General features: G+C 71.4%; 17 protein-coding genes, 1 pseudogene and 1 riboswitch. Of the genes and pseudogenes, 8 read left to right on the top strand and 10 right to left on the bottom strand.

Annotation, left to right across the window (positions count from 1 at the left end; genetic code table 11):
- Window positions 1-17: 17 nt before the first annotated feature.
- Both htpX and B073_RS0134415 read right to left on the bottom strand, forming a co-directional pair.
- Entirely contained in the window at window positions 18-917 is a 900-nt protein-coding gene (gene htpX / locus B073_RS0134410; protein ID WP_018542614.1) for a zinc metalloprotease HtpX, read from the bottom strand.
- Window positions 918-1,107: 190 nt separating this feature from the next.
- Window positions 1,108-2,004 (bottom strand): LLM class flavin-dependent oxidoreductase, encoded by an 897-nt coding sequence (locus tag B073_RS0134415; RefSeq protein WP_026247995.1) that lies wholly within the window; start codon window positions 2,002-2,004, stop codon window positions 1,108-1,110.
- A 130-nt stretch (window positions 2,005-2,134) separates the two neighbouring features.
- On the opposite strand from B073_RS0134415, the gene B073_RS0134420 reads away from it, so the two are divergent.
- Entirely contained in the window at window positions 2,135-3,073 is a 939-nt protein-coding gene (locus tag B073_RS0134420) for an HAD hydrolase family protein (RefSeq protein WP_018542616.1), read from the top strand.
- Window positions 3,074-3,178: 105 nt separating this feature from the next.
- Window positions 3,179-3,841: a class I SAM-dependent methyltransferase gene (locus B073_RS0134425; protein WP_018542617.1), complete on the top strand. Its 663-nt coding sequence runs from the start codon at window positions 3,179-3,181 to the stop codon at window positions 3,839-3,841.
- Between the two features lie 24 nt (window positions 3,842-3,865).
- On the opposite strand, the gene B073_RS0134430 is transcribed toward B073_RS0134425, so the two are convergent.
- The 4 genes from B073_RS0134430 to B073_RS0134445 form a co-directional block, all read right to left on the bottom strand.
- A complete protein-coding gene (locus B073_RS0134430; protein ID WP_018542618.1) occupies window positions 3,866-5,536 on the bottom strand; it encodes a GAF domain-containing protein in 1,671 nt (556 codons plus the stop codon).
- A 140-nt stretch (window positions 5,537-5,676) separates the two neighbouring features.
- A complete protein-coding gene (cydD, locus tag B073_RS0134435; protein ID WP_018542619.1) occupies window positions 5,677-9,300 on the bottom strand; it encodes a thiol reductant ABC exporter subunit CydD in 3,624 nt (1,207 codons plus the stop codon).
- Between the two features lie 49 nt (window positions 9,301-9,349).
- The gene (gene cydB / locus B073_RS0134440; RefSeq protein WP_018542620.1) at window positions 9,350-10,351 is read right to left on the bottom strand and encodes a cytochrome d ubiquinol oxidase subunit II; all 1,002 of its coding nucleotides are present in this window, start codon (window positions 10,349-10,351) and stop codon (window positions 9,350-9,352) included.
- A gap of 9 nt (window positions 10,352-10,360) precedes the next feature.
- Window positions 10,361-11,869: a cytochrome ubiquinol oxidase subunit I gene (locus B073_RS0134445; RefSeq protein ID WP_018542621.1), complete on the bottom strand. Its 1,509-nt coding sequence runs from the start codon at window positions 11,867-11,869 to the stop codon at window positions 10,361-10,363.
- A gap of 260 nt (window positions 11,870-12,129) precedes the next feature.
- Between B073_RS0134445 and B073_RS44845 the strand changes: the two are divergent.
- Window positions 12,130-12,494: pseudogene (locus B073_RS44845) on the top strand (cyclophilin-like fold protein).
- 97 nt (window positions 12,495-12,591) lie between these two features.
- On the opposite strand, the gene hisC reads toward B073_RS44845, so the two are convergent.
- On the bottom strand, window positions 12,592-13,671 hold the full coding sequence (gene hisC / locus B073_RS0134450) for a histidinol-phosphate transaminase (RefSeq protein WP_018542622.1): 1,080 nt from the start codon (window positions 13,669-13,671) through the stop codon (window positions 12,592-12,594).
- Window positions 13,672-14,089: 418 nt separating this feature from the next.
- On the opposite strand from hisC, the gene B073_RS0134455 reads away from it, so the two are divergent.
- From B073_RS0134455 to B073_RS46920, 4 genes are all read left to right on the top strand, one after another.
- Window positions 14,090-15,166, top strand: a complete 1,077-nt coding sequence (locus B073_RS0134455) for a LacI family DNA-binding transcriptional regulator (protein WP_018542623.1) — start codon at window positions 14,090-14,092, stop codon at window positions 15,164-15,166.
- A 269-nt stretch (window positions 15,167-15,435) separates the two neighbouring features.
- Window positions 15,436-16,506, top strand: coding sequence for a metallophosphoesterase (locus tag B073_RS0134460; protein WP_018542624.1), 1,071 nt, complete (start codon window positions 15,436-15,438; stop codon window positions 16,504-16,506).
- Window positions 16,507-16,715: 209 nt separating this feature from the next.
- On the top strand, window positions 16,716-17,582 hold the full coding sequence (locus B073_RS0134465) for a hypothetical protein (RefSeq protein ID WP_018542625.1): 867 nt from the start codon (window positions 16,716-16,718) through the stop codon (window positions 17,580-17,582).
- Between the two features lie 212 nt (window positions 17,583-17,794).
- Window positions 17,795-17,965 (top strand): hypothetical protein, encoded by a 171-nt coding sequence (locus B073_RS46920; RefSeq protein WP_018542626.1) that lies wholly within the window; start codon window positions 17,795-17,797, stop codon window positions 17,963-17,965.
- A 123-nt stretch (window positions 17,966-18,088) separates the two neighbouring features.
- On the opposite strand, the gene thiC is transcribed toward B073_RS46920, so the two are convergent.
- Entirely contained in the window at window positions 18,089-19,879 is a 1,791-nt protein-coding gene (gene thiC / locus B073_RS0134475) for a phosphomethylpyrimidine synthase ThiC (RefSeq protein ID WP_018542627.1), read from the bottom strand.
- Window positions 19,874-20,030, bottom strand: a riboswitch (TPP riboswitch). Its footprint overlaps the gene before it by 6 nt.
- 79 nt (window positions 20,031-20,109) lie before the next feature.
- Between thiC and B073_RS0134480 the strand changes: the two genes are divergently transcribed.
- On the top strand, window positions 20,110-21,450 hold the full coding sequence (locus B073_RS0134480) for a YibE/F family protein (protein ID WP_018542628.1): 1,341 nt from the start codon (window positions 20,110-20,112) through the stop codon (window positions 21,448-21,450).
- A 200-nt stretch (window positions 21,451-21,650) separates the two neighbouring features.
- Here the strand turns inward: B073_RS0134480 and B073_RS0134485 are convergent, their stop codons facing one another.
- Entirely contained in the window at window positions 21,651-22,073 is a 423-nt protein-coding gene (locus B073_RS0134485) for an SsgA family sporulation/cell division regulator (protein WP_078508335.1), read from the bottom strand.
- A 104-nt stretch (window positions 22,074-22,177) separates the two neighbouring features.
- Window positions 22,178-22,954, bottom strand: coding sequence for an IclR family transcriptional regulator (locus B073_RS0134490; protein WP_026247998.1), 777 nt, complete (start codon window positions 22,952-22,954; stop codon window positions 22,178-22,180).
- Window positions 22,955-23,150: the final 196 nt, after the last annotated feature.

Raw genomic sequence — 23,150 nt, forward strand, 5'->3', positions numbered from 1 at the left:
CCGCCGGAGGCCGCCGTTCAGGGCCGCCCCAGCTGTGCCGCTATCCGCCCCAGCTGATCGAGCCGCTGTTCCAGCGTGGGGTGCGAGGACAGCAGCTGGTTGAAGCTCTCCTTGTTGAACGCCGGCGCGAAGTAGAACGCGTTGAAGGGCTGCGCCTTGCGGAGGTCCTCGGTCGGGATCCGCGCGATCTGTCCGGTGACCTTGGTCAGCGCGGAGGCCAGCGCCGAGGGGCGCCCGGTCAGCAGGGCGGCGGCCCGGTCCGCGGACAGCTCGCGGTAGCGGGAGAGCAGCCTGGTGAGCAGGAAGCTGATGGCGTAGACGACGACGCTGACGGCGGTGACGATCAGGACGGCGATGGCGGCGTTCTGATCGCGGTTGTTGCGTCCGACGCCGCTCCACAGGGCGGCGCGGGTGATGATGCCGGCCAGCACCCCGAGGAACGAGGCGATGGTCATCACCGCGACATCGCGGTGGGCGACATGCGAGAGCTCATGGGCCAGCACGCCCTCCAGCTCCTCCGGCTCCAGCCGCCTGAGCAGCCCGGTCGTGGCACAGACCATGGAGTTCTGCTGATTGCGGCCGGTGGCGAAGGCGTTCGGCACATCCGACTCGGCGATCGCGACCCTCGGCTTGGGCATGTCGGCCAGGGCGCAGAGCCGGTCCACGGCGCCGTGCAGCTCGGGTGCCTGCTCCGGTGTTACCTCGCGCGCGCCCATACTGAAGGCCGCGATCCGGTCGCTGAACCAGAACTGTGCGACGAACATCGCGCCCGAGATCAGCAGCACCACCACCCAGGCGCCCTTGAGCAGCACCACCAGCGCACCGACGACCACGACGTACAGCAGTCCGATGAAGAACATCGTCATGACCATGCGCGAGGTCAGCCCGCGGTCGGGGGCGAATCGGGTCTGTGCCATGGCTCCTCCGCAACACACCGCTTCTCGCGCAGTGCGACGGCCCGGTCGCGCGCCGGTCTCCACCCGCGCGCCGGGCCTGCACACTGCGCCGCTGTCCCAATTCTCCCCCTTGACGGCTATATACCGGGTAAAGCCCCGGCCGGGATACCAGGGCAAACCGGGCGCATGGCCTGACCTGGTGGTTGTACCGCTATGCGCCGAGCTGCGCCAGCCCCTCGGTGGCGATCCGCTCGAAGACCGCCGGGTCAGCCGCGAAGACCGAGTCCGCGATCGGCCAGTGGATGACCAGCTCCTCGATCCCCAGCTCGGCATGGCGGCCGGCGAAGTCGACAAAGGCGTCCAGCGAGTCCAGCGGCCGGTCCGGGGTGAATCCGGTCAGCATGATCTTCTGGAGCTCGTCGTAGTCCCGGCCCTGGTCGGCGCACGCCTTCGCCAGCCCCTCGGTCTGCCGGCGGACGGCCTCCCGCGACTCGGCCGGCGTCCCGCCCGCGTTCGACACCTTGGGGTCGCCGGTCGTCACCCATGCCTGGCCGTAGCGGGCGGCCAGCTTCAGTCCGCGCGGGCCGGTGGCCGCCACCGCGAACGGCAGTCGCGGCCGCTGCACACAGCCGGGGATGTTGCGCACCTCGTCCGCGGAGTAGTGGGTGCCGTCGCTGGAGACGACGTCCTCGGTCAGCAGCCGGTCCAGCAGCGCGGTGAACTCGGCGAAGCGGTCCGCCCGTTCGCGCGGCGACCAGGGCTCCTGGCCCAGTGCCGTGGCGTCGAAGCCGTTGCCGCCGGCGCCGATGCCCAGCGTGACGCGGCCGTCACTGATGTCGTCGAGCGAGATCAGTTCCTTGGCGAGGGTGACCGGATGCCGGAAGTTCGGCGAGGTGACGAGGGTGCCCAGGCGCATCCGGGAGGTCGCGGCGGCGGCCGCGGTCAGCGTCGGGAGAGCACCGAACCACGCCTGGTCGCGGAAGCTCCGCCACGAGAGGTGGTCATAGGTGTACGCGGCGTGGAAACCCAGCTCCTCGGCGCGTCGCCACACCTCCTTACCGCCTTCGGACCACCGGCGGACGGGCAGGATCACAGTGCTCAGTCGCATATCCCCGAGCGTACGGGCACTGCCGGGAAAGCCCGCGGGGCCGGTCTCCCCGCCGGGCTCATGTGCGCCACCCACCGCACGTCTGTACGTGCCGATACGCGAAGATGGCCCCGTGACTGATGCCCCCGCCATGCCGCGCCGGCCCACCCGGCTGATCGCCACCGACCTCGACGGCACGCTGCTGCACGACGACAAGACGGTCTCCGACCGGACGATCGCCGCACTCGCCGCCGCGGAGGACGCGGGCATCGAGGTGTTCTTCGTCACCGGCCGCCCGGCCCGCTGGATGGGTGTGGTCAGCGACCATGTGCACGGCCACGGCCTGGCGATCTGCGCGAACGGCGCGGCCGTCGTCGATCTGCACCGGGGCAACCGCATCGTCGAGGTCAGCCCGCTCGACCACATGGTGGCGCTCGACGTCGTCCATGCCCTGCGCGGCGCGGCCCCCGGCACCAGCTTCGCCGTCGAGCGCACCGGCGGCATCCACTACGAGCCGCAGTACCCGCCCTTCCTCCTCGACCCGGCCGCGGTGATCGCGCCGGCCGAGAAGCTGCTCGCCGACGGCTTCGCCCCTCAGGTGGCCCCCGAGCCGTCCGCCGGCGGCACCGACGGCCCGTACGCGGCCGGTTTCACCCCGACCGCCCCGGACGCCGCGGGCGCCACCCTCACCGGCAGCGACGCCCTCGCCCCCGACCAGCCCGTGCTCAAGCTGCTCGCGCACCACCCCGATCTCGACCCCGACGCCTTTCTCACGCTGGCCCGGGTGACCGCCGGCCACCTCGCGTCCTTCACCCGGTCCAGCCCCACCGCCCTCCTGGAGATCAGCGGCCTGGGCGTCAGCAAGGCCGGCACCCTCGCCCGCTGCTGCGCGGAGCGCGGAATCTCCCCGGAGGAGGTCGTCGCCTTCGGCGATATGCCGAACGACATCGAGATGCTCACCTGGGCCGGCACCGCGTACGCCATGGCCAATGCCCACCCCGACGTGCTGGCGGCCACCGGGCACCGTACGGAATCCAACAACGACGACGGTGTGGCGGTGGTGATCGAGCGGATTCTTCAGGGGCGTTGATACCGCGGTAGGCCCGCATGTTTCACGTGAAACACGTCAACTCACGGACGAGGAAGCCTGTTTCACGTGAAACATGCGGCCGCGCACTCCCCTAGGGTCGCCGGGGTGAGCGAGCCGTCCTACCTTGCCGCCGTCCGCGAGTCGTACGACACCGTCGCGGCCTCCTATGCCGAACGGGTCAAGAGCGCCGCGGAGTTGGACCCGATGTCCCGGGCGATACTGGCGACCTTCGCCGGCGATGTGCGGGCAGCCGCCCGCGGGCCGGTCGCGGATCTGGGATGCGGTCCCGGCAAGGTCACCGCGCATCTGGCCGACCTGGGAGTACCCGCATTCGGCCTCGATCTCTCCCCGAAGATGATCGGGCTCGCCCAACGGGCCTACCCGCGCCTCGACTTCGTCGTGGGCTCCATGACCGCGCTGGGCGTCCGGGCCGATGTGCTCGGCGGCATCCTGGCCTACTACTCCACCCACCACACGCCCCCGGAGGTGCTGCCCCGCGTCTTCGCCGAGTTCCATCGCACCCTCGCACCCGGCGGCCGGCTGATGGTGGCCGGCCACGTGGGCGACAACGTGCGGCTGCGTCCGGCGCGGGCCTACGGCGACCATCCGGTGTCCTACGAGTCCCACCTGATCCCGGCGGAACGGATCGCCGCGCTGCTGGGCCGGGCCGGGCTCGTCGTCACCGGCCGCCTGGCACAGGAGCCCGCCGAGGACGCGCACCGGTCGATCGCCACGGTGCTGGCGCGGAAGCCCGAAGGAGCGGCGTAGGGACGTGCCCACCGCCCGCTCCCCTCACAGCGGCGCCTCCCACGTCACCCTCGTCCCCGCGCCGCCCAGCCCCGGGCCGTAGGTGCTGGAGCCGCCCAGCGACTCCGCGCGCTTGGCGAGGTTCTTCAGCCCGCTGCGGCGACCGCCCCGGGCGATGCCCACCCCGTCGTCGGCGACGGTCAGCCGGACGCCCGGGGTGCCGTCCGGCAAAGTGACCGTCGCGTCCACCACGATCTCGATCCGGGACGCATCGGCGTGCCGGAAGGCGTTGGACAGCGCCTCGCGCAGCGCGGCGATCAGGTTCTTGCCGGCCAGCTCCCCGACCCGGGAGTCGACCTGACCGACGAACTGCGCCGACGGCTGGAAGCCCAGCGGCACGGCGGCGGTGCCGATCTCCCGCAGCACCCGGGTCCGGAGCCCCGAAGGCGCCTCGGCCGGGCTCTGCTGGAGCGCGAAGATCGCGGTCCGGATCTCCTGGATGGTGACGTCGAGTTCGTCGATGGCCTTGCCGACCCGCCGGCCCACCTCCGGCACCAGGGTCTTGCGCTGTGCGCTCTCCAGCACCATCCCCGTCGCGAACAGCCGCTGGATCACCAGGTCGTGCAGGTCACGGGCGATCCGGTCACGGTCCTCGTAGACCGCCAGCCGCTCCCGGTCGCGCTGCGCGTCGGCCAGCACCAGCGCCAGCGCGGCCTGCGCGGCGAACTGGGTGGCCAGGGTCCGCTCGGCGGCGCTGAACGGACGGCCGCCGCGCCCCCGCGGCGTGGCGAGGGTGCCGAGCACCCGGCCACCGCTCTTGAGCGGCAGCATCATGCTCGGCCCGTAACGCGGTGCGAGGTGGGTGACCATCCGCGGATCACTCGCCGAGTCACGGACGAACACCGGTTCGCCGGCGAGGAGTTGCTCGGCGACCGGGCTGTCGGGCGGAATCTGGGTCCCCAGGATGCCGGTCGGGTCGTCGGCCGACACCGCGACGATCTCCAGCCCGCCCTCCTCGTCCGGCAGCAGCACGATGCCGGCGGCCGAATCCGCGAGCTTCCTGGCCTGTTCCGCGACCACCGCGAGCGCGTCGTCGACGTCGCTGCCGGCGAGGAGTTCGGTGGTCACCGCCACCGACCCGTCGATCCAGCGCTCGCGCTGCCGGGTCGCCGCGTACAGCCGGGCGTTGCCGATCGCGATCCCGGCCTCGGTGGCCAGCACCCGCACCATGTGCAGGTCCTCCTGGCTGAACTCCCCGCCGCGCTTCTCGGTCAGATAGAGGTTGCCGAAGATCTCGCCCTGGACGCGGATCGGCACGCCCAGGAACGAGCGCATCGGCGGGTGCCCCGGCGGGAACCCCGCCGAGCGGGGGTCCTTGGTGAGGTCGGCCAGCCGCACCGGCTTCGGATCGTGGATCAGGGCGCCGAGCAGGCCCTTGTGCCCGTCGGGCAGCGCGCCGATGCGCTCGTGCTGCGCCCCGGTCACGCCGTAGGTCACGAAGTCCGACAGCCCTTCCCGGGCGTCGTCGATGATCCCGATCGCCGCATAGCGCGCGTCGGCGAGTTCGGCGGCGGTCTCCACGATCCGGTCCAGCGTGATGTGCAGGTCCAGCCCCGCGCCGACGGTGCGCATCGCCTCCAGCAGCTGCGGCACCCGGGCGGTCAGCTCGGACGACAGTCCCTGGAGGCTGCGGGTGGCCTCGGTGGCGGCGTCCATGGGGTCCGGGCGTCCGCCGGCGCTCCCGGTGTCCGCGGGGTCGGGGGACGGTCCTGCCGTGGCTGCCATGCCCCCGAGCCTAATAAGGGTGCATTTCCGGGAAAAGTTCAGTTGTCCGGCGCCGAGCCCCGGCAGGCTCGCTACGTCACGCTCCCGGCCCCGACGGGCGGGGCCGTCCGCAGGCAGGCGGCGTCCACCTCCCGTTCGCGCTCCAGCATCCGCCGGAACGGACCGTCGTCCGCGGCCAGCTCCGCGTAACCACCGCGCTGCACCACCCGGCCACGGTCCAGGACCAGCACCTCGTCGACCGCGTCCAGGCCGGCGAGCCGGTGGGTGATCAATACCGTCGTCCGGCCCTCGGTGGCGGCCAGCAGATCGGCGGTCAGCGGGTCCGCGGTGGCCAGGTCGAGGTGTTCGGCGGGCTCGTCCAGCACCAGTACCGGGAAGTCCGCGAGCAGCGCACGGGCAAGGGCCAGCCGCTGCCGCTGGCCGCCGGACAGCCGGGCGCCGTGCTCGCCGACCATGGTGTCCAGGCCGTCCGGCAGCCCGCGCACCCAGTCGGCCAGCCGCGCCCGGCCGAGCGCGTCCCAGAGGTCGCGGTCGTCGGCGCACCCCGGGCCGCCACGGTCCCGCCGGGCGAGCCGGAGGTTCTCCCGCAGCGAGCTGTCGAAGAGGTGCGCGTCCTGTGCGCACAGCCCGACCAGCCGCCGCACCGCGTCACCGGCCAGGTCCTGGGCGTCCGTCCCGGCCAGCGTGTACGTCCCCGACTCCCGGTCCAGGAAGCGCAGCAGCACCTGCGCGAGCGTGGTCTTGCCGGACCCCGACGGCCCGACGACGGCGAGCCGGCGGCCCGGTGCCAGGGTGAAGCCGACGCCGTCCAGCGCCGGCCGCTCCTGGCCCGGGTGACGCGCGGTCAACTCGCTTACGACGAGCGGGAACGGCCCGTCCGGCGCGTCCGCGGGGGCTTCCGGTTCGCGGACCGGCGCCGGGGCGTCCAGCACCTCGAAGACCCGCTCGGCGGCGTGCCGGGTGCGCCGCCGGTACTGCGCGGCCAGCGGCAGCCCGGCCACCGCCTCGAACGCGGCGAGCGGGGTGAGCACGATGACGGCCAGCTCCACACCCGCGAGCCGGCCGGTGTGCACCGCCTGGATGCCCACCACCGCTGCCGCCGCCACGGTCAGCCCGCACAGCAGCGCCGAGAGACCGGCCCCGGCACCGGCCGCCGCGGCCGAGCGGGAGGCGATCCGGGTCAGGTCCCGGTCCGCGCGGCGCACCGCCTCGGTCCGGGCACCGAGGGCCCCGGCGACCGTCAACTCGGCGGTGCCGGTGAGGAGATCGACGACACGGGTGGCGAGCACCCCGCGGGCCGGCGCCAGCCGGCGCTCCGCACGCCACGCCGCCGCGGCCGACAGCGCCGGCACCCCGGCCCCGGCGAGCAGCAACCCCACCACGAGGATCGCCCCGGCCTCCGGCAGCAGCCAGCCGGTGAACGCGACGGTGCCCGCGCCGACCAGCAGGGCCGCCCCGACGGGCAGCAGCCAGCGCAGGAAGTAGTCCTGCACCGCGTCGACGTCCGCCACCAGCCGCGACAGCAGATCGCCGCGGCGGCGCTCCTTGAGCCCGGCCGGGGCCAGCCGCTCCAGCCGCCGGAAGACGGCCACCCGGACGTCGGCGAGCATCCGGAAGACCGCGTCGTGCGCCACCAGCCGCTCGGCGTAGCGGAACACCGCGCGCCCGATGCCGAACGCCCGGGTCGCGGTCACCGCCACCATCAGATACAGCACCGGCGGCTCCTGCGAGGCCCGCGAGATCAGCCAGCCGGAGGTCGCCATCAGCCCCACCGCGCTGCCCAGCGCGAGGCTGCCGAGCAGCAGCGCGAGCCCCAGGCGCGCACGCCGGGCACGGGCCAGCCCGCGCAGCCGCCCCAGCGCGGAGCGCGGCCCGGGACCGGGAACGTCCTCGCCGCCTGGCACCGGCCCGGCGTCGGCCGCCCGGCCCGGCTCGGAGGCGGAGACCCGCCCGGCGACCGCCCCCGTCGGCACCGCGGCCGCACCGTCCGCCCCGTCCGCCGGTTCACCGGCCGCGGCACCGGCCTCCGGCCCCGCCAGTCGCACCGTCCGGTCGGCCACCGCCAGCAGCGCCGGACGGTGGACGACCAGCAGGACCGTGCGCCCGGCCGCGAGCCGGCCCACGGCCTCGACCAGCGCCTGCTCGGTCTCCCCGTCCAGATTGGCGGTGGGCTCGTCCAGCAGCACGATCGGCCGGTCGGCGAGGAACGCGCGGGCGAGCGCGATGCGCTGCCGCTGGCCGGCGGAGAGCCCGGCGCCGGACTCCCCGAGCCGGGTCGCCGCACCCTCCGGCAGCGCGTCGACGAAGTCCAGCGCCCCGGCTTCGCGCAGCGCGGCACGGACCGCCGCGTCATCGGCGTCCGGCCGCACCAGCCGGACGTTCTCGGCGATGGACCCGGCGAAGAGGTGCGGATGCTGCGGCACCCACGCGATCCGGCTCCGCCAGCTGTCGGGGGAGAGGTCGTCGAGATCCCGCCCGTCGACGAGGACCCGCCCCTCGGAGGGTGCGGTGAAGCCGAGCACCACACTCAGCAGCGTGGACTTGCCGGCGCCGGACGGGCCGACCAGTGCGACGGTCTCGCCGGGCCGGACCTCGAACGAGGTGGCCGGCAGCGAGTCGGCGGTGCGCCCGGGGTGGCGGACGACCAGGCCGTCGACGGTCAGCCCGGTGCCGTCCGGCGCGGGCGCGGTGCCGGGCGTGCGCGGCCGGGTCTCCAGGACGGCGAAGACCTCCTCCGCGGCCGAGAGTCCCTCGGCCGCGGCGTGGTACTGCGCCCCCACCTGCCGCAGTGGCAGATACGCCTCGGGGGCCAGCACCAGCACCATCAGGCCGGTGTAGAGGTCGAGTTCGCCGTTCACCAGGCGCATGCCGATGCCGACCGCGACCAGCGCCACGGAGATGGTGGCGAGCAGTTCGAGCGCGAAGGAGGAGAGGAAGGCGATCCGCAGGGTGCGCAGGGTGGCCCGGCGGTACTCGCTGGTGATCGCGCGGATGGACGCGGCCTGGGCCTTGGCCCGGCCGAAGACCTTCAGCGTCGGCAGCCCCTCGACGACGTCGAGGAAGTGCCCGGACAGCCGGGCGAGCAGCCGCCACTGGCGGTCCATCCGCGCCTGGGTGGCCCAGCCGATGAGGACCATGAACAGCGGGATCAGCGGCAGGGTGACGACGATCGTCAGCGCGGAGATCCAGTCCCCGGTGACGATCCGCGCCAGCACCGCGACCGGCACCACGACCGCCAGCCCCAACTGCGGCAGATAGCGGGCGAAGTAGTCGTCCAGCGCGTCGATGCCGCGGGTGGCCAGGGTCGTCAGCTCCCCGGTCCGCAATTCCAGGGTGCCGGCGTCCCCGGCGCCCTCCGCGCGGCGGATCTCCGTCCCGGGCCCCAGCGCCGCCGCCCGTTCGATCAGCCGCATCCGCAGTTCGGACTTGACCGCCGCACCGGCACGGTGGGCGGCCAGTTCGGTGAGCCAGGAGACCAGTCCCCGGCCGGCTGAGACCGCGGCGAGCAGCACCACCGGGGTCGCCAACGCCCCGAGGGGGCGGCCGTGTTGGAAGGCGCCGACCACGATCTCCGCGATCAGCATGGCCTGGCCGACGACCAGGCCCGCTCCGGCAAGCCCGAGCACCACCACCGCGACGAGGAATCCGCGGGTGGCACGGGCGTATCGGAGCAGGCGCGGGTCGACCGGTTTCACGTGAAACCTTCCGTTCTCCCGAGCCCCGCCCTGGCGGGACGGGTCTCGGCTAGTGGCTTTCGGCGAGGTGCTGGGTGCCGATCCGCTTGCGGAACACCCAGTAGGTCCACCCTTGGTAGAGCATCACGATGGGCGCGGCGATCCCGGCGCACCACGTCATGATCTTCAGGGTGTAGGGGCTGGACGAGGCGTTGCTGACCGTGAGGCTCCAGCTCTCGTTCAGCGTGGACGGCATGACGTTCGGGAAGAGCGTCAGGAACAGCATGGCGACCGCCGCCACGATGGTGATCCCGGAGAAGGCGAAGGCCCAGCCCTCCCGCCCGAGTTTGTTGGCCCCGAGCGCGGCGACCAGCGCCAGCACCGCGACGATCATGGCGACCAGGCTGGTGCCGTCCCCCTTGTCGGCCTGGGTCCAGCCCAGGAACCCGACCGCGAGCACGGCGGTGATCAGCCCGAGGAAGCCCGCCGTCCGGCGCGCCCGTTCCCGGATGTCGCCCACGGTCTTCAGCGACGCGAACACCGCGCCATGGAAGGTGAAGAGCGACAGCGTGACCAGGCCGCCGAGGAGGGCGTACGGGTTGAACAGGTCGAGCAGGCCGCCGACGTACTCCTTGTGCGCATCGATCTGCACGCCGCGGACGATGTTGCCGAAGGCCACGCCCCACAGCACCGCGGGCAGCAGCGAGGTCCAGAAGATCGCGTGCTCCCAGTTGCGCTGCCAGCGCTCCTCGGGCCGCTTCACGCGGTACTCGAACGCGACACCGCGGACGATCAGGCAGACCAGGATCAGCAGCAGCGGCAGATAGAAGCCGGAGAAGAGGGTGGCGTACCACTCCGGGAAGGCGGCGAAGGTCGCGCCGCCCGCGCTGAGCAGCCAGACCTCGTTGCCGTCCCAGACCGGCCCGATGGTGTTGATCAGCACCCGCTTCTCGTTCCGGTCCCGGGCGAGCAGCTTGGTGAGCACGCCGATCCCGAAGTCGAAGCCTTCCAGGAAGAAGTACCCGGTCCACAGGAAGGCGATGATGACGAACCAGACGTCATGGAGTTGCATGGTCGCCTCCTAGTACGAGAAGGCCATCGGCCGGTCGGCGTCGGTGGAGTCGCCACCGATCTTGGTGGGTGGGTTGAGGTCGGAGTCGGAGAGTTCCTGGGGTCCGGCCTTGATGTACTTGGCCAGCAGCCTCACCTCGATGACGGCGAGGATCGCGTAGAGCATGGTGAAGACGACCAGCGACGTGATCACCTCGCCCTGCGAGACTCCCGGCGAGACCGCGTCCCGGGTGCGCAGCACGCCGTAGACGACCCAGGGCTGGCGGCCCATCTCGGTGAAGATCCAGCCCCACGAGTTGGCGATCAGCGGGAAGCCGAGGGTGACGAACGCCAGCCGCCAGTACCACTTGCTCAGCCGGTCGCTCAGCGTCCTGTTCTTGGTGAGCGCGAGGTGCGGCGCCTCGTCGTCACCGGTCCGCAGCCGGGGCGCCAGCCAGAACTTCTTGCGGGTGAGCCACAGTCCGGCCAGACCGATGACGAACGACGTCATCCCGAAGCCGATCATCCAGCGGAAGCCCCAGTAGGTGACCGGGATGTTCGGCCGGTAGTCGCCGGGCCCGAACTTCTGCTGCTCGGACTTGTTGACGTCGTTGATGCCGGGGACCGGCGAGGAGAAGTCGTTGTGCGCGAGGAAGGAGAGCAGACCCGGTATCTCGATGGCGACCTTGTTGTGCCCCTTGGCGACGTCGCCGTACGAGAAGACCGAGAACGGCGCCGGCGCGGCCTTGTCCCACAGCGCCTCGGCCGAGGCCATCTTCATCGGCTGCTGCTTGAACATGACCTTGCCGAGCGAGTCGCCGCTGACCGCGGTGAGCAGCCCCGCGACCACCAGCGTGACCAGCCCGAGCCGCAGCGACGTCCGCATGACCTTGATGTGCTTCTTGCGCATCAGGTGGTACGCGGAGACGCCGACCATGAACGCGGCACCGGTCAGGAAGGCCGCGGTGAGGGTGTGGAAGACGACGACCAGGGTGGTGTCCTGGGTCAACACCTTCCAGAAGTCGGTCAGTTCGGCCCGCCCGGTGGCGTGGTTGATCTTGTAGCCGACCGGGTGCTGCATCCAGGAGTTGGCCGCGAGGATGAAGTACGCGGAGAGCACGGTGCCGATCGAGACCATCCACATGCAGAAGCAGTGGAGCTTCTTCGGCAGCTTGTCCCAGCCGAAGATCCACAGCCCGATGAAGGTCGACTCGAAGAAGAACGCGATCAGGGCCTCGAAGGCGAGCGGCGCACCGAAGATGTCCCCGACGAACCGCGAGTAGTCCGACCAGTTCATACCGAACTGGAATTCCTGGACGATGCCGGTGACGACACCCATCGCGATATTGATCAGGAACAGCTTGCCCCAGAACTTGGTGGCCTTGAGATACCTGTGCTTACCCGTGCGCACCCATGCGGTCTCCAGTCCGGCCACCAGAGCGGCCAGGGAGATCGTCAAGGGAACGAACAGGAAGTGGTAGACGGTCGTGATGCCGAATTGCCATCGCGCCATAGTCTCCGGCGCCAACGCCAGTTCCACGTCGCGGCCTCCTTACGTCCTTGCGTCGCCGCTCACGGAGCCCACATGTCCCTTTTGTGCGACGCAAAACGGCACACACCAGGACGCGAGCTTGTGAACGCGTTCACATTCACAAGCATTATCTCCCATGGCCTCACGCCTTAGGGAAAGGGGGGTACGTGACTGCCGTCACGCTCGAATCCATGGCCCGCGCACCCTTTATGTCGAGGTTATGTGCGCACCCTTCCCAGTGACTTCAACATATTGTTGAAGTCGGCGCCATGAAGATCCGCATCTCCTGGCCCGCCGGGCACCTCACCGCCACACTGGACCCCCGACCGCCACCGCACTCCTCGCCGCCCTGCCGCTCCAGGCCACCGCCCACACCTGGGGCGAGGAGGTCTACTTCGACACCGGGCTCACCCCCGCCCTGGAGGCCGACGCCCGCCAGGACGTCGAACCGGGCACGGTCGCCTTCTGGACCGAGGGCAACGCCCTCGCACTCCCCTACGGCCCCACCCCGATATCCCGCGGCGCCGAGTCCCGGCTCGCCTCGCCCTGCAACGTCCTGGGCCGCATCGACGGCGACCCGCGGGCCCTGGCCACCGTCCGCGCCGGCGACGCCGTCCACGTACAGCCGGCCTGAGGCCGCGAACGGCCGAGGCCGCGGATCCGTGGGGACCCGCGGCCTCGGAGCACACCACCGCACGGGGACACCACATCCCCGGCGGACCGGAAACCGGCTACCGCGCCTTGCGGAACTCCTCCGCGGCCTGCAGGAACAGGTCCATCGCCGGCTTCTCCCCGATCGTCACCCGCACCCCCTCGCCCGCGAACGGCCGCACGACCACCCCGGCCCGCTCGCACGCCTCGGCGAACTCGGTGGTCCGGTCCCCCAGCCGCAGCCAGACGAAGTTCGCCTCCGACGCCGGGACGGTCCAGCCCTGCGCCACCAGCGCGTCGAACACCCGCGTCCGCTCGGCGACCAGCGCGTCCACCCGCTCCAGCAGCGCCGGCTCGCTGCGCAGCGACGCCACCGCGGCCTCCTGGGCGAGCTGGCTCACGCCGAACGGCACCGCCGTCTTGCGCAGCGCGGCGGCCACCTCCGGGTGCGCCACCGCGAAGCCGACCCGCAGCCCGGCCAGTCCGTACGCCTTGGAGAAGGTGCGCAGCACGCACACGTTGGGACGGTCGCGGTAGAGCTCGATCCCGTCCGGCACATCGGCGTCACGGATGAACTCGCGGTACGCCTCGTCCAGCACCACCAGCACATCGTCCGGCACCCGGTCCAAGAAGGACTCCAGCTCCGCACGGCGCACCACGGTGCCGGTGGGGTTGTTGGGGTTGCAGACGAAGATCAGCCGGGTCCGGTCGGTGATCGCGGCCAGCATCGCCTCAAGGTCGTGCACCTCACCGGAGGTGAGCGGCACCTGCACGGACGCCGCGCCGGAGACCTGGGTGACGATCGGGTACGCCTCGAACGACCGCCAGGCGTAGATCACTTCGTCCCCGGGGCCGGCCGTCGACTGGACCAGCTGCTGGGCCACCCCGACCGACCCGGTGCCGGTCGCCAGGTGCTCCACCGGCACCGAGAACCGGTCGGCCAGCTCCGCCATCAGTCCCGTACACGCCATGTCGGGGTAGCGGTTGAACGAGCCGGCGGCCGCCACCGCGCTCTCCAGGACGCCCGGCAGCGGCGGATAGGGGTTCTCGTTGGAGGACAGCTTGTAGGCGACCGGGCCGTCGGCCGCCGCCGGCCGGCCCGGCTTGTAGGTGGGGATGCCGTCCAGCGCAGCACGCAGCCTCGGGGTCTTCTCGCTCACCGCAGGTCCTCCTCAACCATCCCTCTCGACTCCAATACTGCACACCTTATGAGGATTGCCCCGCCCAGCGGCAGGCCCCGAGAGGACGCCTTCGCGCGGCATCCGCCGTCGCGGGCGCCGGGCGCGCATCCCGGGGGCGCGCTGTCCGACGCACCATGCGCCGGTGGCTCGCTCCGTGGCGCGCATCCCTCGTCAAGGTGACTTGAGACCTCTTCGAGACCTGGGCGGATCACCAGGCGAGGCACCACTCCCTCCCGCAGAATGATCAATAAAGCGGCGAAGTTCCTTACATTTCAAGGAAATTGAGGGGTCATCACCATGCAGAAACGTGTCTTCTTGCGCCCGTCGTCGCTCCCCCGCGAATGGCTGTACCGAGCCCTACTATCGGCTCGCCATGACAGCAGCAGGGAAGCACTAGGTGGGCCGGTCGACCGGTCGCCGACTGGGACGCGCGGGTATCCGGGACGTGGCCGCCGCAGCCGGTGTATCGATCACGACCGTCTCCGACGCGCTCAACGGCAAGGGCCGGCTTCCGGATGCCACCCGTAGCCACGTCCGCGAGGTGGCCGATCGGCTGGGCTACCGCCCGTCCGCCGCCGCCCGCACACTCCGTACCGGCAAGTCGGGCCTCATCGGTCTGACCGTGACCACCTACGGGGATGAACCTTTCACCTTCACCGAGTTCGCGTACTTCGGCGAGATGGCCAGAGCCGCCACCTCCGCCGCGCTCGCCCGCGGATACGCGCTGGTCATCCTGCCCGCGACCTCCCGCCACGACGTCTGGTCCAACGTCGCCCTCGACGGCACCGTGGTCATCGACCCGGCCGACGGCGACCCCGTCGTCACCGAGCTGGTCCGGCACGGCATCCCCGTCGTCTCCGACGGCCGCCCCGGCGGCTCCCTGCCCGTCACCGGCTGGGTCGACAACGACCACGAAGCGGCCGTCCTCGGGCTGCTCGACCACCTCGCCGAGGCCGGTGCCCGCCGCATCGGACTGCTCACCGGCACCACCACCGACACCTACACCCGGTTGTCGACCACCGCGTACCTCAACTGGTGCGAGCGGGTGGGCCAGACGCCGGTCTACGAGTCCTATCCCGCCTACGACCCGCGCGCCGGCGCGGTGGCCGCGGACCGACTGCTGGCCCGCCCGGACCGGCCCGACGCGGTCTACGGCCTCTTCGACCCCAACGGCACCGACCTGCTCGCCGCCGCCCGGCGCTACGGCCTGCGCGTGCCGGACGACCTGCTGCTGGTCTGCTGCAGCGAGTCCACCGTCTACGCCACCACCGATCCGCCGATCACCACGCTCTCGCTCAAGCCCCGGCGGATCGGCACCGCCGTGGTGCAGATCCTGATCGACGCGATCGAGGGGCTCGACGGCAGCTGCCCCGTCGAGCAGGTGATACCGACCGACCTGATCGTGCGCACCTCCTCCCAGCGCCGCTCCCCGCGGACGACCGTCAGCCCGCCGCGTGGCCCGGCCGGCGACTGACCGTGCCGCCGGCACGGCGGGCCGGGCGTACCCGCACGCTCCGGGCGCCCACTCCGCCGTGGAAAAAACAGGGCGATCCCGGGAGAAAACCATCGTGAACGCCGAGCTTCGCGGGATTGATCACCCCCGGGTGCGTCACAACCCGAGAGCGGCGTTCCTATGATGGGCGCACGACACCGCGGACCGCCGTCGACCAGGCAAAGGTCCGACAGGTGCACGGCGGCGCAACGGTGGAGGGGTCGATGACTCAGGGGGCCAGTCAGGGACCCATGGTGTGGACCATGGCGACACAACCTCCGGCGTCCGTTCCGCCGCCCGGAGCGCCCGCCGGCCCGCCGGTCGGGCAGCCGCTCGACGCGCCGGCCGCACCGCCGGTCCCGCCCCCGGCCGCACCCCCGGTGCAGCTGCCGGAGGAGTACACCCCGACCGCCCGCGACCTGCCGGTCATCGGCCGTACGGACACCCTCGTCGACCACCCGTCCGTGGTGCCGGTCCCGGAGCCGGGCCCCGCCCCCGACGGCCTGGGCCCGCTGTACGTCGTCGGCGACGTCCACGGCTACTACGACGAACTGCGCGCCGCGCTGGAGGCCGAGGGACTGATCGACGCCGACGGCACCTGGGCGGCGGGCAACGCCCGGCTCTGGTTCCTCGGCGACTTCACCGACCGCGGCCCGGACGGCATCGGCGTCATCGACCTGGTCATGCAGCTCTCCGCCGAGGCCGCGGCGGCCGGCGGCTACTGCAAGGCCCTGATGGGCAACCACGAGCTGCTGCTCCTGGGTGCCAAGCGGTTCGGCGACACCCCCGTACAGTCCGGCGCGGGCACCGCCTCCTTCCAGGCGGCCTGGCTCCTCAACGGCGGGCAGAAGACCGACATGGACCGGCTGCAGGACCACCACCTCCAGTGGATGGCCCGCCTGGACGCCGTCATGGAGGAGGACGGGCATCTGCTCGTGCACTCCGACACCACCGCCTACCTCGAATACGGCGACTCCATCGAGGCGGTCAACGACACCGTCCACGAGGTGCTGACGCGCAGCGAAGCCGACGAAGTCTGGGACCTCTTCCGGAAGTTCACCAAGCGGTTCGCCTTCCGTGACGAGACCGCCGGTGCGCAGGCGGTCCGCGAACTGCTCGACGCCTACGGCGGCCACCGCGTCGTACACGGCCACAGCCCGATCCCGTATCTGCTGGGCGAGGTCGGCGCGGAGGACGGCGAGGGCGAGGGGATCGCGGTGGACGGGCCGCACGTCTACGCGGACGGCCTGGCGATCGCGATGGACGGCGGTATCACGATGGCCGGAAAGCTGCTGGTCTGCCAACTCCCCCTCGTGGGGTGACACTTCGTCGGACGTACGGGATCCGCCCAGTCGGGTGATCTGACAGGACGGAATCCGGTCGCGGACTCTCGCAAATTCCGCAAACTCTCTGTCACCCCGCGCCGCAGGCGCTCTACCATCGGTCTATCCGTAGCAGGCTCTCCTCCGTTTCCGCCCGGCGCCCGGCTCTGGCCGGCCCGTACGGCCCTACGGAGCATCGGGGGATCCACATGAACAGCGCTCCGCACCTGCTGAACGAGGACCGCGCGGACTTCGCGCGCATCCTCGATGAGGCGCTGCGTACCGCCGCCCACGAACCGGACGACCTCTCTGCCGGCACCGAAAACCGGCTCAGCACCGAGCAGTTGCGCACGATGGCGCTCAGCGCGACCAGCGCGATCGCCGCCTGCGCGACGGCCGAATACCAGCGCTACATAGAGCTGCGCGCTGCCCTGCGCGCCCCGGCGCCCACCGGGACGGGCACCGGCAGGGGCGGTCCGTCAGCGGACCAGACCTCTGACGAGCGGCTCGGACCGGCCACCGTGGACGCCGACCCGGACGCCGGAGCGGCCGGCTTCGGCCTTGCCGCGATGGCCACCGTCCTCATCCCGGTGCTCGCCGGGATCGCGGCCATCCTCTTCCTCGTCATCGGCTATGTACTGCGCGCCGTCGACCCGGATCCGGCCGTCTCCCGGCCGCTGATCAGTGTCGGCTGGGTCTTCGCGGCGCTGGCCGCCGCGGGCGCGCTGGTCGGGATGGGCTGCGTGGTCGTCACCGCACTGCGCAACGGCGTCTCCCGGGACACCGCGCCCGAGGAACGGGCCGCCGCGCTGGCCACCGCCCACGAAGCCTGGCGGCAGGCACTCCTGGACCGCGGGCTGCTGCCCTTTCTCCGGGAGGCGCTGGCCGATCCGTCGGCCGACCCCGCGGACGATCCGGTGCGGTACGTCCCCCGCCCCGTGCCGGCGCCCGAGCGCCGCACCCCCACCCTCGGCTACACCCGCCCCCGGTTCTCCAGCCCCGACACCGGCACCTCCCCCTACCGTCCGCGCTACTCCAGCCCGGACTACGGGAGCTCGGAGGACCGGCCGGAGTAGGGGAGACCGGCCGGGGCAGGGACGCGGCACCCGGAGCCCGGAGGCGCGCCGACCGCGCGTCTCCGGGCTCCGGGAGTGCCATAAGGGTGACCACACCTGACGATCGATTAGTTAATCCGATGATCAGGGAATCTCTCTCCATTCATGGCACCCAGCGACCGACGGGCCAGTGAAGCCGGTCGGCGACAAGTTCCGCTAAGGAGAGGCACCCCGTGACGCGTCTGCGCCATATCGCGACCATCGCAGCAGCCAGCGCGCTGCTCACCCTTGGGTTCATCGTCCCCGCCGCCCCCGCCCGGGCAGACGACCACAACTACCAGCTCCCCAACCACCTCCCGCCCCTCCCCGTCGTCGGCGACGTCTTCCGCCTCGGGGCGGTCTAGATCCTTCAAGTCGACGTCCATGGCGCGCAGTTGTGCCACGTCACGGTGGTCGCCTACGCGCACGGCAAGCGCCGCTCCGGGGAGCGCATGCCCCGGGCGGCGCTTGTACGTCCTCGGCCGGCGTCAGGAGTCGGCGAGCGGCAGGTAGACCCTGTTCCCCGCGGCCGCGAACTCCTTGGACTTCTCCAGCATGCCGGCGCGAACCTCCTCGGGAGTCGCGCCCTCCGCGCCGCCGAACTGCTCGTTGATGCTTCGGCTGATCTTCATCGAGCAGAACTTCGGCCCGCACATCGAGCAGAAGTGGGCCGTCTTGGCCGGCTCGGCGGGCAGCGTCTCGTCGTGGAAAGCACGCGCGGTGTCCGGGTCGAGGGCCAGGTTGAACTGGTCCTCCCAGCGGAACTCGAAGCGGGCGTCGGAGAGCGCGTCGTCCCATTCCTGGGCGCCCGGGTGTCCCTTGGCGAGGTCCGCCGCATGGGCCGCGATCTTGTACGTGATGACGCCGGTCTTGACGTCGTCGCGGTCCGGGAGGCCCAGGTGCTCCTTGGGCGTGACGTAGCAGAGCATCGCGGTGCCCCACCAGGCGATCATCGCGGCGCCGATGCCGGAGGTGATGTGGTCGTAGGCGGGGGCGATATCCGTGGTGAGCGGGCCGAGCGTGTAGAACGGGGCCTCCTCGCAGATCTCCTGCTGGAGGTCGATGTTCTCCTTGATCTTGTGCATCGGGACATGCCCCGGGCCCTCGATCATGGTCTGCACACCGTGCCGCTTGGCGATGGTGTTCAGTTCGCCGAGGGTCCGCAACTCGGCGAACTGCGCCTCGTCGTTGGCATCCGCGATGGAGCCGGGACGCAGCCCGTCACCGAGCGAGAAGGTGACGTCGTAACTGGCGAGGATGTCGCAGAGTTCCTCGAAGTTCTCGTAGAGGAAGGACTCCTGATGGTGCGCCAGGCACCAGGCCGCCATGATCGAGCCGCCGCGGGAGACGATGCCGGTCTTGCGGTTGGCGGTGAGCGGGACGTAGCGGAGCAGCACGCCGGCGTGCACCGTCATGTAGTCGACGCCCTGTTCGGCCTGCTCGATGACGGTGTCCTTGTAGATCTCCCAGGTCAGCTCCTCGGCCTTGCCGTCGACCTTCTCCAGTGCCTGGTAGAGGGGGACGGTGCCGATCGGGACGGGGGAGTTGCGCAGCACCCACTCGCGGGTGGTGTGGATGTTGCGGCCGGTGGAGAGGTCCATGACCGTGTCGGCACCCCAGCGGGTCGCCCAGGTCATCTTCTCCACCTCCTCCTCGATCGAGGAAGTGACCGCGGAATTGCCGATGTTGGCGTTCACCTTCACCAGGAAGTTCTTGCCGATGATCATCGGCTCGATCTCCGGGTGGTTGATGTTGGCCGGCAGCACCGCACGGCCGGCTGCGATCTCGTCCCGCACGAACTCGGGGGAGACGTTCTCGCGGACGGCGACGTACTCCATCTCCGCGGTGATCTCGCCGCGCTGGGCGTAGGCGAGCTGGGTGACCGCGGCACCGCCCCGGCCGCGGCGCGGCTGGCGGGGGCGGCCGGGGAAGACCGCGTCGAGGTTCCGGAGGCCACCGCGCGGTGAGGTGTGCTTGATCCCGTCGTCCTCGGGGCGCATCGGGCGGCCCGCGTACTCCTCGGTGTCGCCCCGGGCGATGATCCAGTTCTCCCGCAGCGGTGCCAGACCGCGGCGGACGTCGGTTTCGATCTGAGGGTCGGTGTACGGCCCTGACGTGTCGTAGAGCGTCACGTCCTTGCCATTGGTGAGGTGCACCCGCCGGACCGGGACCCGGAGGTCCGGGCGCGATCCGGAGACATAGCCCTTGTGCCAGCCGACCTGCGGCCGTTCGCCGTCGGCCGAGCCGTTTTCAGGCGTGCGTGCATCCTGCAGAGTCATAAAGACTCAACTCCCTACGCCGGCATTACCCGGTAACAGGTTCGGCGGTCGACGCAGCGGCTTCCGTCGTGCGGTGTTTCACGTGAAACACCGCCGGGACGGAGGTCAGCGCCCTCTCAGCCCGGTGCTCCGAGCTCCCGCGATTGCAAAGGTGGCACCACGGTAGCGGCCGGGGTCGCGGTGTGAACAGGGGGCCCACCGCTTCTAGCGCTTCTTGCGATGATCGGGCGGTGAGCTCTCCCGACGCCGCGCCTTCTGCCGCTCCCACGCACTCGCATGCGCACAGCCATGGGCCGGCCGCGCCCGTCTCCCGGCATCTGCGCAAGGTCATCGCCGCCGTCCTGATCCCGTTCGCGGCCGCGGTGGCGGTCGGCCTGATCGTGCTGTGGCCCGGCGGCGCGCCACCGCACAAGCCGTCCGGTGTGGGCTTCGACCAGCCCACGGAGCAGGCCCGGATCGTCAAGGTCGAGGAGGTGGACTGCGCAGCGGTGCACGCCGAGAAGCAGCCGCAGCCCGCCGGGCCCGGAGGCGGGCCGCCGACCGGGGGAGCGGCCCGGGGCAAGCCCTGCCAGCAGGCGACGGTCGAGGTCACCACGGGGAAGAACGCGGGCCGCACCTTCCGGACGGTGGTGACGCCGGACTCCCTGCGGCAGTACACGACCGGGCAGAGCGTGGTCGTGTCCTACGCCCCCAAAGCGCCCAAGGACCTGCAGTACGCGGTCACGGACGTCGACCGCACGGTGCCGATGTGGGTGCTGGCTGCGATCTTCGCCTTTGCGGTGGTGATCGTCGGGCGGCTGCGCGGGGTGCTGGCGCTGGTGGCGCTGGTGGCCAGCTTCGGGGTGCTGACGCTGTTCATCCTTCCGGCGATCCTCCAGGGCTCCGATCCGCTGCTGGTCGCGGTGGTCGGCGGCAGCGCGATCATGCTGATCGCGCTCTACATGTGCCACGGGCTGACGGCCCGTACGTCCGTAGCCGTGCTCGGCACCCTCGCCTCGCTGCTGCTCATCGGGCTGCTGGGCTCGGTGTTCACCGGCTGGGCACTGCTGACCGGCAACACGGACGACACCACCGGTCTGGTGCACGGGCTGTACCCGGACATCGAGATCCGCGGGCTGCTGCTGGCGGGGATCATCATCGGCTCGCTGGGGGTGCTCGACGATGTGACGGTGACCCAGACAGCCGCGGTCTGGGAGCTGAAGGAGGCCGATCCGACGGCGGGTTGGCGGAAGCTGTACGGCGCGGCGATGCGGATCGGGCGGGACCACATCGCGTCCGTGGTGAACACCCTCGTCATGGCCTACGCGGGCGCCGCGCTGCCGCTGCTTCTGCTGTTCTCGATCGCGCAGAGCAGCGTCGCCACGGTGGCCGGCAGCGAGGTGGTCGCGGAAGAGATCGTCCGCACCCTCGTGGGCAGCATCGGGCTGGTCGCCTCGGTGCCGGTGACCACGCTGCTGGCTGCGCTGGTGGTCTCGGCGGACCGCCCGGTGCCGGGTGCGGCGGGGCGGGCGCCCGCCACCAGTGGACGAGGAGGTCGGCGCGCGGCGCACGGACGGCGCCGTAAGCGCTGAGCGCGCCCGCGGGCAGCGCGGAGGAACGGCGGACCGGGCCGGGGCGGGGAAACTGCGGGCGACTGAAGTGGCAGGTGGGCAGCGGGCGTTGGGGCAGCAGGACAGGGGCGGCCGGCGGCGCGGGTGGAGCGGGTGGGGGGTGAACTGGGCCGTCGTCCGGTGACCGGGGGTCGGTGGCCTGTGCTCGGTGGCCCGTGGGGTCAGCCGGCCGGGGCCTCCGTCAGGATCCGGTCCAGCGCGGCCTCCAGGGTGTCGCAGACCTCCTCCTTGCCGAGCGGAACGATCCGGTCGGTGCGGTCCAGGAAGGCGATCAGCGGTGGTGCACTGGCGCGGAACAGAGCCCGCTCGGCACCGACCTGGAGGCTGATGTAGACATCGCTGAGGTGGTCGGGGGAGGCCGGCTCGACCCGGACGTCGCCCTCGCCGGCCGGCCCGCTCAGCCCGTCCAGCAGCAGCTCACGGCCGAACACCCAGGTCACGGGCGCGTCGCCGGGAAGGTCGAAGGTGAGCCGGACGGCGTAGGGGTCGGCGCTGTCGAAGTCCAGCTCCACCGGAATCCGGAAGGCGAGCTCCTCCGAGACGAGGAAGCTCATGATCACTTCTGCCTGAACCGTGTCGTTCATCAACCACTGCCCCGCACTTGATCGGAGATGGCCGGGAATCATCCCCGGAAGCCCTGTTCACGCCATCGTCGGTCACAGGCAGGCAGATCACAAGGAGTGAGTTTTCAGATACTGATAGAGAAGGCGAGTGTCGTTAGTGCCGCCTCCGCCATTTTCCGTAGTCGAGCCGTAACTGCCTGCAATCGATGCACTTCCTCAGCGGGCAGAGACACCGCCAGCGTGGCGGCGGCCGACCCGACGCGGAGGGGGATCGCCGAGCAGACCGTGCCAAGGGCATATTCCTGACGATCGAAGGCGACCTGACCGCGACGCACCGTAGCCAGCCGATGGAGCAGGTCACCCTCGGAGCGCACCGAAAAAGGCGTCATGGACTGCACCGGATAACGGGCGAGATGTTCCTTGCGGGTGACCTCGTCGAGCTGCGCCAGAAGGCACTGGCCAATGGCGTGGGCATGCGCGGTGGAACGGAAGTCGGCCCACTCCTCGACGGGCGGCCGAGCCGGGTCGTCGGTCATCGCGACCACCTCCACCTCGCCCTCGCGGTAGACGGCGAAGTAGACGGCCGCGCCCACTTCGCGGCCCGCCACGGCCAGTACGTCGGCCAGCTGACGGCGCTGCCGCTGCCGGGCCCCGGCCCGGCCGATCGACTCGGCCCCCTCCCCGATCACGAAGACGCCGCTCTCCCGGCGCAGATAGCCCTCGTGGGTCAGCGTGCGCAGCAGGTGGTAGGTGGCGGGAAGCGGAAGCTGGGCTTCCCGGGCCAGTTGCTTGGCGGGCGCCCCGTCGATATGCGCGGCCACCGCCTCCAGGAGCCGCAGGGCCCGTTGTACGGAACCGATCAGGGTGGGGTGCGAGCCGGATTCGCCGTTGCCGATCGCCAACGCAACCCCCAGGTCCAAGCACCATGCTCCGGCGGCTCCGGCCACGGGCCCCGCTCCCGCGACCGCGCGCCTCCCAGAACGTCCCACCCGACGCCCGGCCCGATCACCGGTGTTTTCCGGAACGTCAACATCCGGAAGACGCCTGCGTCGGCACTGCAACCCGGGTGGCCCGGAACGGAGGCCCTAAGTCCGGGAG

The organism is Streptomyces sp. MspMP-M5, from assembly GCF_000373585.1.
Classification (GTDB): domain Bacteria; phylum Actinomycetota; class Actinomycetes; order Streptomycetales; family Streptomycetaceae; genus Streptomyces.

Coding starts and splice junctions, on each gene's coding strand:
- htpX (WP_018542614.1), bottom strand. CDS start 917: ATGGCACAGACCCGATTCGCCCCCGACCGCGGGCTGACCTCGCGCATG.
- B073_RS0134415 (WP_026247995.1), bottom strand. CDS start 2,004: ATGCGACTGAGCACTGTGATCCTGCCCGTCCGCCGGTGGTCCGAAGGC.
- B073_RS0134420 (WP_018542616.1), top strand. CDS start 2,135: ATGCCGCGCCGGCCCACCCGGCTGATCGCCACCGACCTCGACGGCACG.
- B073_RS0134430 (WP_018542618.1), bottom strand. CDS start 5,536: ATGGACGCCGCCACCGAGGCCACCCGCAGCCTCCAGGGACTGTCGTCC.
- cydB (WP_018542620.1), bottom strand. CDS start 10,351: ATGCAACTCCATGACGTCTGGTTCGTCATCATCGCCTTCCTGTGGACC.
- B073_RS0134460 (WP_018542624.1), top strand. CDS start 15,436: ATGGTGTGGACCATGGCGACACAACCTCCGGCGTCCGTTCCGCCGCCC.
- B073_RS0134465 (WP_018542625.1), top strand. CDS start 16,716: ATGAACAGCGCTCCGCACCTGCTGAACGAGGACCGCGCGGACTTCGCG.
- thiC (WP_018542627.1), bottom strand. CDS start 19,879: ATGACTCTGCAGGATGCACGCACGCCTGAAAACGGCTCGGCCGACGGC.
- B073_RS0134485 (WP_078508335.1), bottom strand. CDS start 22,073: ATGAACGACACGGTTCAGGCAGAAGTGATCATGAGCTTCCTCGTCTCG.